This is a genomic window from uncultured Campylobacter sp. (genome assembly GCF_937980635.1).
Lineage (GTDB): Bacteria > Campylobacterota > Campylobacteria > Campylobacterales > Campylobacteraceae > Campylobacter_B.
The window spans coordinates 39989-48951 of sequence record NZ_CALJPG010000012.1 but is presented as its reverse complement, the minus strand read 5'-3'; the positions used below and the strand labels follow the sequence as shown (position 1 = coordinate 48951).

General features: G+C 45.7%; 9 protein-coding genes. 3 read left to right on the top strand and 6 right to left on the bottom strand.

Going from position 1 to position 8963, the window contains the following annotated elements; translation table 11 throughout:
• Positions 1-167: 167 nt before the first annotated feature.
• Positions 168-2330: a DUF1007 family protein gene (locus Q0460_RS03035; RefSeq protein ID WP_299084718.1), complete on the bottom strand. Its 2163-nt coding sequence runs from the start codon at positions 2328-2330 to the stop codon at positions 168-170.
• 3 nt (positions 2331-2333) lie between these two features.
• Positions 2334-3260, bottom strand: a complete 927-nt coding sequence (locus tag Q0460_RS03030; protein WP_297883062.1) for a zinc ABC transporter substrate-binding protein — start codon at positions 3258-3260, stop codon at positions 2334-2336.
• A 114-nt stretch (positions 3261-3374) separates the two neighbouring features.
• Here Q0460_RS03030 and Q0460_RS03025 point away from each other — a divergent pair, with 114 nt between their 5' ends.
• Positions 3375-3728 (top strand): HTH domain-containing protein, encoded by a 354-nt coding sequence (locus Q0460_RS03025; RefSeq protein ID WP_299084714.1) that lies wholly within the window; start codon positions 3375-3377, stop codon positions 3726-3728.
• A gap of 135 nt (positions 3729-3863) precedes the next feature.
• Positions 3864-4304: a hypothetical protein gene (locus Q0460_RS03020; protein ID WP_005873131.1), complete on the top strand. Its 441-nt coding sequence runs from the start codon at positions 3864-3866 to the stop codon at positions 4302-4304.
• Between the two features lie 861 nt (positions 4305-5165).
• Here Q0460_RS03020 and Q0460_RS03015 read toward each other — a convergent pair.
• From Q0460_RS03015 to rpmB, 4 genes are all read right to left on the bottom strand, one after another.
• On the bottom strand, positions 5166-5396 hold the full coding sequence (locus Q0460_RS03015) for a YdcH family protein (RefSeq protein WP_177387402.1): 231 nt from the start codon (positions 5394-5396) through the stop codon (positions 5166-5168).
• Between the two features lie 242 nt (positions 5397-5638).
• On the bottom strand, positions 5639-6832 hold the full coding sequence (gene argJ / locus Q0460_RS03010; RefSeq protein ID WP_299084711.1) for a bifunctional glutamate N-acetyltransferase/amino-acid acetyltransferase ArgJ: 1194 nt from the start codon (positions 6830-6832) through the stop codon (positions 5639-5641).
• A complete protein-coding gene (locus Q0460_RS03005) occupies positions 6825-7955 on the bottom strand; it encodes a potassium channel protein (protein ID WP_177387602.1) in 1131 nt (376 codons plus the stop codon). Before Q0460_RS03005 ends, argJ begins: the two co-directional genes overlap by 8 nt.
• An 18-nt stretch (positions 7956-7973) precedes the next feature.
• Entirely contained in the window at positions 7974-8165 is a 192-nt protein-coding gene (gene rpmB / locus Q0460_RS03000; RefSeq protein ID WP_040304421.1) for a 50S ribosomal protein L28, read from the bottom strand.
• 145 nt (positions 8166-8310) lie between these two features.
• Here rpmB and rpe point away from each other — a divergent pair, with 145 nt between their 5' ends.
• On the top strand, positions 8311-8952 hold the full coding sequence (rpe, locus tag Q0460_RS02995) for a ribulose-phosphate 3-epimerase (protein WP_299084723.1): 642 nt from the start codon (positions 8311-8313) through the stop codon (positions 8950-8952).
• The last annotated feature ends 11 nt before the right edge of the window (positions 8953-8963 follow it).

Sequence of the window (8963 nt, the reverse complement as noted above, 5' to 3'; positions counted from 1 at the left end):
CTTAATGAATAGTCGGGATCGAAATTTAATTTACGCGGGTCCGCAGCGTAAAATTTTAAAATCTTACTCTTTGAAATTAGATCCGCACCGGATTTAAAATTTAATATATCGCGTAAGCTTATATTTCACGCGAGCCGCTTTTTAAAATTTGCATCCAAAGCTTGCAATCACAGTATCCTGAGGGTGTCTGAGATGAAATACATAAAAACTCCGAGCCCAAACATCACGAAAAGCCCCGCGAATTCGATGTAAAGCTTCAAGCTTACGAGCCGCTTCGAGCTTAGCTCGTTTGCTTTCGCGCCGAAAAGCGCGGCTAAAAATATCACGACGCTCATCCCAAAACCGATGAAAAGCGCACTTGCGACGCTAAGCGCGAAGCTGCCGAGGCTGAAGGCAAGCACGAAAATAAGGATCGTGCCTGGGCAGGGCACGAGCGCCGCAGCAAGCGCGATAAGCCACTCCCGCCCTTTTTCGCCACTGCCACTCTCGCCATTTTGCAGCGAGCGAGATGAAGTTTGGTTTTTTAAATTTGCAGAATTTAAGGACTTTTTTTGCTCGTTTTGGCTAGACGAGTTTTCTTCTAGGCTTGCGATTAAATTTGAATTCGAATTTATCTCTGCTGTTGCGACGCCTAAATTTTGAGTATCTAAATACTGCGCGGATTCGCCGCTTTGGATATTAAATTTAGAAAATTTATAGCTCTTTGACGCTGCGCCAGCGGAATCCCCGGCGTTTGCAAACGCCGTATTTTTTAAGTGCGCGTCCGTTTCTGCGGTGTTTGCGGCGGAAGCGCAGGCGGCGCAGGAGCAGCCCACATCGTGGCGGGAGCCCGATCTTACGCGGCGAGCTTTGTCGTAGATGATGAGCGCGGTTATGACGATGATCAGAAGTGCCGAAATTTTCGTTGTGATCGAGGCGGAGTTTGCAGAAACTATGCCTGCGACATTTTGCAACACAAACATGCTCGCGCTTACCAAAACGAGCGCTCCTAGGACGTGTAGAAGCCCGATTTTAAGGGCAAATCCAAAAGCCTTGATGTAGCTGCCGCCATGGGCTAAGAAATAGCTCGCCGTTAGCAGCTTCGCGTGCCCTGGGCCTGCCGCGTGGAAAAAACCGTATATGAAAGAAAGCGCCAAGACCCATAGGATCGTGCTCGCGCTTGCATGTTCGCTGCTTGCGCGAAACGCCGTTTTGAGACTTTTCATAAAATCCACCGTCTTTTGCGCGACAAATCCCAGCGTAGCCTCTTTTTGTGGCTCGCTTGAAATATTGTCACTGTCGGATGCGGCGCCGTTTTTGCTCGCGCTATTTTGCGCTAAATTTAAAGAACTCTCCACGGGCGGCGTCGCAAAATTTTGCGTAGAATGCGCGGAATTTAAAGAGTTGCCTCGTCCCGCCGCAAAATTTTCGCTCACGCCTTTATCTGCAGGCGCCGTAGAATTTACGGAACCGCCTTTTGCCTGCGCGTCTTTTTTGGCGGCTTTATTAATCTGCGCGAGAGTATCCGAAGCGGCGATATTTTTTTGCGCCTCTGCAGCCGCTTCCGAAACAATATCGCCGACCGATCTTTGGTTTGATCTGCGTGCTGAGCTGGCATCAGGTTTAGCTTGACTGCCTTGCGCAAGCTTATCCTCTGAGCCCGCAAGGCTCTGCTCGCTAGATACAAGACCATCCTGCGCTAAATCGGAGTTCGGCGCGCTTGAAATTGGCGATTTTTTATCTGCGATTTTTGGCTTTTCGCCGCTAAATTCTATAAAAGTGGTGGCTAAATTTGAATTGGGCTTCGCTACAAAGCCCTCGCCTAGATTAATGGGCTTATCGTCAAGCATTTTGAAATTGAAAAATCCCTGATCGTCGTTAATGGAAATTTTAAGAACGCGGTTGTTTCGTAGCTCGAAGCCGACCTTTTGATCGAACTCAAACACGAGTCTGCCCTTTTTGACGAGGCTTATTGCGTTTTTAAAATTTCCCTTGATCTGCGTGCCTACGAGGTTGCTAAGCGCAGGCTTTGCGTTTTTTGGCGCTTGATCGTAGAATTCCGCCTCGCAAAGATAGTTTTTGGGGGTTAGGTAATCGGTCATCGCCTTAGTTATCTCGGCAAGCTCGCTATTTTCAAGCTTGCCGTTGGAATTTATATCGTAGGTCTGCATTATGACGTCGGTAAAATTTTGAGAGAAAAGCCACGAAAAATGCAGACTCACGATCTTGCCGTCTTGTGCGACGGGGGTAATACTAACGTGCGCAGTGGGCGTGTATAGGGCGCACAGAGCGCACGCAAATATCCGCGAGCTAAAGATCGCGGATAAAAGTAAAATTTTAATAAATTTCATCAACTACAAATTTTCTCCGAAAACGTCGATCGTCTTTTTCATCGTCTCGTACCAATCTAGCGGCAGCTGATCAATCTCTATCACCTTTGCGCCCGTTTGCGCGGCGATGGTTTGCGCTGCCTTTTTGGAAAACTGCGGTGCGACGAAAATCACCTTGATCTTTTCCTCTTTGGCTTCCTCGATTAGCTCGGCTAAATCCGCAGGCTTAGGCTCTTTGCCCTCTACTTCGACTGCGATCTGCTCCAAATCGTATCGGTGTGCGAAATAGCCCCAAGACGGATGATAAACCATAAATTTCTTTCCTTTTACGCCCGCTAATTTCTGCTTTGCGTAAGCGTCCAGCTCGTCCAGCTTTTTAGCAAATTTATCGAAATTTGCTTCGTAAATTTTAGCATCCTTAGGATACTGTTTGGTTAATGCGTCTTTAATATTTTTAGCTTGAATTTTTACAAGCTGCGGATCGAGCCAGATATGTGGGTCTAAGCCGCCGTGATGATGATGGTGCTCGTGCGCCTCGTGGTCTTTGTCGCCATGCTCATGATGCGCGTCATGATCGTGGTCATCGTGATGTGCGCTATGATCGTGTTCGTCGTGATGGTGGTGCTCTGCCATAGCCATTTTGGTGATGCCATCTTCTGTGCGGATTATCTTCATCTTCGGATACGATGCGGCAAGCTTTGGTAGCCAGACTTCATCAAATTCTATACCGACTGCAAAATACAGATCGCTATTTTCTAGCATTTTCATCTCTGAAGGCTTAGGCTCGTATGTGTGCGGATCAGCGCCTTTACCAACCATCGTATTTACCTGCAGGGTATCACCTGCGATCTGTTCAACAAAATACTTCGTAGGAAGTATGGTCGTGGTGACCGTAGGTTTGGCGAATGCTACGCAACTAGCTGCTAAAAGCGTGAAAACAAGCTTTTTCATAAAATTCCTTTCCAAAAAAAATTGCGGAAGTATATCAAAAGCAACTTAGTTGCAACTTAATATAAATTTATCTAAATTTCGCTATCATCGCTTAAATTTTAAAAAAGGCGTAAAATGGATCCCAAAGATTTTTTAGCGAGTCACGATATCGCTCCTACTGCGCTTAGAGTGCAGATCGTGCAGATCCTAAGCGAGAAAAAATGCCCGGTAAGCTACGATGAACTAGTAGAACAAACGGGTGCTAATAAAACCACGATATATCGCAATATAGCGCTTTTGGAAGAGAAAAATTTGATAATTACCAGCGAAAATAATCATAAAAGCTTTTATGAGCTCACTGACGGCGCCAAAGCGTATTTTGTCTGCGAAAACTGCCATAAAATGGAGGAGATTTCGATGCCTACTTTGCCACAAAAAAATGTCAAAAGTGTGCTTGTGCGAGGATTGTGCGAGAAGTGCGGCGGCTGAGGCGGGAAATTTAATCAAAAGCGCTCAAAAAAGCTTAGCTAAAACGCTAGGGCAAAATTTAACCGATTTTTAACGGATTTTTATAAAACAAACGATATAATCCGAGCGTTTCATATTTTAAAAGGGAAAAATTCAGTGAATAAAAACGATACGATAAAAGCAATAGAGAAGTTTGTAAGTTCTCAAGAAATGACGATGTTCCGCCTGAAAAAGGGTATCTACGGCGATGCGATGAAAAACCTGGATCAGGTTTTTACGCCGTATAAGGAGTTCGCCGAGTTTTTCAAAAATCCCGCAAATAGGCTGCAGGAGCTGTTGGGCAACATCGCGTACGAATCGATTTTAAACTACACTGAAGCAGGGCTATCGCATTGCGAGAAGATCCACTCGATCTATTTTGTGGAATCTAAAGGATTTTTCAAAAGTGGGCTAAAATATATCGAGCCTGATGCGACCGCGAGAGAAAGAGCCAAGAGCTATTACGACAAATTGCTGGAAAATAATGAGAAGCTTAACGAATATATCGATATCGGCTTGCAAAGGCTACATGGCTTAGAAGCAAAGGTTTTCGAGTAGGCTAGGCTAGCTTTGGGATTTGATTTGCGCGACGAAATTCTATCGCAAATCCTTAGCGCTTAAAATTCTATGATTAAATTTCATACCTTTTGCAGATCCGCTTATATTATTTAATTCCGCGTTAGCGCCGCTTTTAATTGTGTATATAGCAAATAGGGTGGCTTGAGTAATTTCGTGCCGGCAGGCATTATCCGATACGATCAAAGAAATAATCTAAATTTTTAAAGCTCAACGAAGCGGGTTTGAAACAAGCAAGCTTGGCTAAATTCTTTGAAGAGATTAAAGTAGGCTTTAACATAAACTATCGCTTAGTTGGAGGTATGAATTTAAAATTTCGCGGTTAGCGCGAAACGGGAATCTAAAATTCTAGCGCCAACTTTAGATTTCTACGAAATGCGGAATTTTAAAGTAGGTATTACGCCTGAAACAAGCAAAACGCAAGATTTGAAATTTACTAGAAAATGCTCGCTGCAAAGTAAAATTTAAGAGCCAGGCTGCAGGGCGACACAGCGTAAATTTTAATTTACTCTGTAGCGCAAAACGCATTCAGCAAGAGATATTTTCGGAAGCGGAAAGGGCGATAGAGAGCCGTAACGAATTATATTTTATTGCGCTAATACCGCATTGTTGGTACATGCAGTGATGTAGCCGATACGTAAAAATTATTTAGCGGTGTCAATATGGTAAAGCGTGCGGTGTAAATTTTAACTCATTTTGGCGCGCTGTTTTTATTTATCGCGCGCGGCAAATTTAAGCGGTTAAACTTATTACGATTAAAAAATTCTAAACGCGGATTAAAGCTTAGCGGCGAAATCAGCCTTGCTAGCACTCTGCTGCATCTTAATTTCGCCGCAAGCAACTTTATTTATCTGCCTTTTCGGCTTTATATTGCGCTAGCAGGGTGCCTAGCTCATCTTTTATGCGAAGCTTTTCTTTCTTCATCGCATCGATCTCCAGATCGCTCATATGCACTCTGCCGGCTTGTGCATCGGCGATTTTGTGATCTAGCTCGTCGTGCTTCTCAAAAAGCGAATCAAATCGCGCGTTTTTGCCTTTTAACTCAGTGATTAAATCTCTGTATTCATGAAACATGCCTACTCCTTTAAAAAATTTATTCAAGTATATCAATAAAGCGCTTAAAACCTAATTTCAGCTATCAAATTTAGACTGAATTTAGCGGATGAAATTCTAAATTTTAAGAGATGAAATTTTAGTCTTTAAAAATTTAAAACAGGCAATTTTAAATGATAAAATCTTAAGAGCATAGCTTTAAAGCCCTGCTGCTATCGCTATTTTCGAGACGAAATTTTTATTATGAAGCAAGCTGTGAATCTTTATGATCTATAATCGGCGTTGATTTTTACGTAGTCGTAGCTAAGATCGCAGCCGTATGCGCTAAACTCGCCCTCTCCGAGCCCTAAATCGCACCAGATCGTAAAGCTTTTTTGCTGCATTACGGCGTGAGCCGCAGCCTCGCGTGCGGCGTCCAGCTCGCGATTTTGCGCGTCATAGAGCAGCACATCGTCGTATTTAATACGCAGCTTTTCTTCGTCGCATTCGATACCGCAGGCGCCTATGGTCGAGGCTATGCGACCCCAATTCGGATCTTCGCCGAAGATCGCCGTTTTAACAAGCGGCGAATTGCTTAGCGCCTTTGCCGCCGTGCGGGCATCCCCAGCATTTGCGGCACCGCTTACCCTAAATCGCACCAGCTTAGTTGCGCCTTCGCCGTCTTTTACCAGCATCAGCGCAAGCTCATGCGTAAGGGCGTTTAGCGCGGATGCGAAGGCATCCTTTTCGTAAGCGCATTTAGCGCTGCTGCAGAGCATAATCGTATCATTAGTGGAGGTATCGCCGTCGACGCTTACGGTGTTGAAACTCTGTTCAGTCGCCTTTTGTAGCAGCTCGTCCATATCAGCGCGCGGGATTTTTGCATCGGTTAGAACGAAGCAGAGCATGGTTGCAAGCGCAGGATTGATCATACCTGCGCCCTTGCAAACGGCTGCGATGTGAAATTTCTCGCCGTTTTCTAAAGAAATTTCATACGCAAGCTCCTTTTTTATCCTATCCGTCGTCATGATGGCGGTGGCTAGGGCATCTGAGTTTCGCGCCGAGAGGTTAAAATTTTGCGCGGCGGCGATAATTTTTTCCTTTTTGAGGCGGTAGCCGATTACGCCGGTGGAGCTCATAACGGGGTTTGTCAGAGCGATTTTTTTGCCAAGCTCGCTAAAAATTTCATCGATATCGGCGATGCCTTGCTCCCCGGTCATCGAGTTTGCGTTTTTGGAATTTACGAGGATAAAATTTGTTTTAAGCTCTCCACCCGCGCCTTCTTGCGCCCTTTTGAAATGCCTAATCGGCGCGGCTTGAAATTTATTGCTCGTAAAGATCGCACTTACGGCAAAGGGTTCGTCCGCGCGGATAAATCCCAGATCGTTACCCTCTTTTTTAAAGCCCGAATTTACGCCGTCAAAATAAAAGCCCTCGACGTTTTGCAAACCGCCCTCAAGCTTAGCGATTTTAAACATATCTCATCTCCTGCGGCTTGTATTTGCTGCGGATGAGCTTTTTGGTATTGCGGATGCCCTCTGCCGTACCGATTACTAAAAATTTTACCCCAGTACCGATGAGGTAGTCGCCATCCGGCATCGGGATAAAGCGGCTGTTGGGCTCTTTGATTCCCACGACGTCGGCGTTTGTAAAATCGCGCAGGCGAGTTTCTTTTAAGCGTTTGAAGCGGATCCATGAAAAATCGGGCACCGTGATCTCCTCGATATCGATAAGCGAGTCTTTTTTATACAAAAACCGCTCCAAAATGTTTTCCATATCGGGGCGCACGCTGATCGCAGAGAGCCTTTGTGCAGCGAGTTTGGATGGCGAGACGATAGAATTTGCGCCGAGTTTTTTTAGCCTCTCGGTGTCGCTGTCATCATCGCTATTTGCCATGATGAAGTAGGGGGTGATGCGGCCAAGCTCCTTTTCGTATAGGCGCACTAGCGAGATTATCGCGATATTATCGGCTAAATTTGGACTTAGCGTGATGACAGATTTCGCAGATGACAGATGCGCTTTTAGCATCGTGGTTTCTACGTGCGGCTCGCCTACGATGAAATATGGATAGCGGTTTTCCTCGGCGATTTTGGCTAGAGCGGGATCGGGGTCGATCACGACAAAAGGCAGATGATTTTCGCGAAACTGCTTGGCAAGCTCGGCGCAATAGATGTTGTTGTAACAGATAATGTAGTGGTTTTTGAGCCTTGCGATGTTATTGATCATTCGTTGCTCCCTAAGTAAATTTTGAAGTTTGCCGTTTTTTATGACCTCGACGACGACGCCCAGGCAAAACGAAAAGGTTCCAAAGCCCATGAGGATGAATAAGACGGTAAAAATTCTACCCGCGGGCGATATCGGCGCTACTTCGGTAAAACCTACCGTCGTAAAGGTCATACCCGCCTGATAAAAGGCGTCTACTAGCGAAAAGCCCGCTATAAAGACATAGCCTAATGTGCCGATTAGCATCATCAGCACGATGGTTATCAGTGGTAAGCGAAACGGGCGTAGCTGGTCGTAAATTTCTGTGTAGAGGTTGATGTCCGGCTTAGTCGAGCCGGACCAGTCGAGGAATCGCTTGATCTTGTCCAAAACAGACATAAATTCCTCTTTAAGAGGTTATTTTGATTGTTTTTTCATAGTTCGTAGAGTTGAGGCGGCTACTTTGATTCGTCTGGTTGAGCCGTCTTCTAGCTGAACGCGGATGGTGCGTAGATTGACCTGGAATTTCTTTTTGGTTCTGTTATTTGCGTGGCTGACGTTGTTTCCTACCATCGCACCTTTGCCGGTGATTGCGCATCTTCTTGCCATAATAAATCCTTGATGATTAAAATAAATGGCAATTATAGCGAAAAAATTTCAAATTATGCTTAAAATCCGCTGCGGTTTAAATTTAGCGAAATTTATGACAAAACTAAGTAAAATTCCGCATCTTGAAATTTTAAAAGGAATCTTAATGTATGTCGCACCCAGCATTTTATCGGCGGATTTTGGAAGGCTTGCGGAGGAAATTCGCGCAGTCTGCGAGGCGGGCGCTGATCTCATCCACGTGGACGTGATGGACGGGCATTTCGTACCCAATCTCACGATCGGACCGCTCGTAGCAAGCGCCGCGGCAAAGGCGAGCAGCAAGCCTTTGGACATCCATCTGATGGTTAAAAACGTGCCGTTTTTCGTCGATCTTTTTTTGCCGCTAAAGCCGAAATTTCTTAGCTTTCACATCGAGGAGGAGATCCATCCGCTGCGCCTCATAGATCATATCCGCCGCAGCGGCGTCTCGCCTGCCGTCGTGCTAAATCCGCACACTCCGCTTAGCACGCTGGAGTTTATCTTAGGCGAGGTCGATATGGTGCTTTTAATGAGCGTCAATCCGGGCTTTGGAGGGCAGAAATTTATCCCCTCGGCGCTTGAGAAAATTAAGCAGCTACGCGAGCTGATCGATCGCAAAGGCGCAAAATGCCTCATCGAGGTCGACGGCGGCGTAAACGGGCTGAATATCGCAGATATCGACGAAGCAGGCGCCGACGTCGTGGTAGCGGGCAATTACATATTTTCTTCAAACGACTACGCGGAGGCGATCCGTGCGCTTAAAATTTAGGCGCGGCACAG

Coding starts and splice junctions, on each gene's coding strand:
- rpe (WP_299084723.1), top strand. CDS start 8,311: ATGTATGTCGCACCCAGCATTTTATCGGCGGATTTTGGAAGGCTTGCG.
- Q0460_RS03025 (WP_299084714.1), top strand. CDS start 3,375: ATGGATCCCAAAGATTTTTTAGCGAGTCACGATATCGCTCCTACTGCG.
- Q0460_RS03015 (WP_177387402.1), bottom strand. CDS start 5,396: ATGTTTCATGAATACAGAGATTTAATCACTGAGTTAAAAGGCAAAAAC.
- Q0460_RS03005 (WP_177387602.1), bottom strand. CDS start 7,955: ATGTCTGTTTTGGACAAGATCAAGCGATTCCTCGACTGGTCCGGCTCG.
- argJ (WP_299084711.1), bottom strand. CDS start 6,832: ATGTTTAAAATCGCTAAGCTTGAGGGCGGTTTGCAAAACGTCGAGGGC.
- rpmB (WP_040304421.1), bottom strand. CDS start 8,165: ATGGCAAGAAGATGCGCAATCACCGGCAAAGGTGCGATGGTAGGAAAC.
- Q0460_RS03030 (WP_297883062.1), bottom strand. CDS start 3,260: ATGAAAAAGCTTGTTTTCACGCTTTTAGCAGCTAGTTGCGTAGCATTC.
- Q0460_RS03035 (WP_299084718.1), bottom strand. CDS start 2,330: ATGAAATTTATTAAAATTTTACTTTTATCCGCGATCTTTAGCTCGCGG.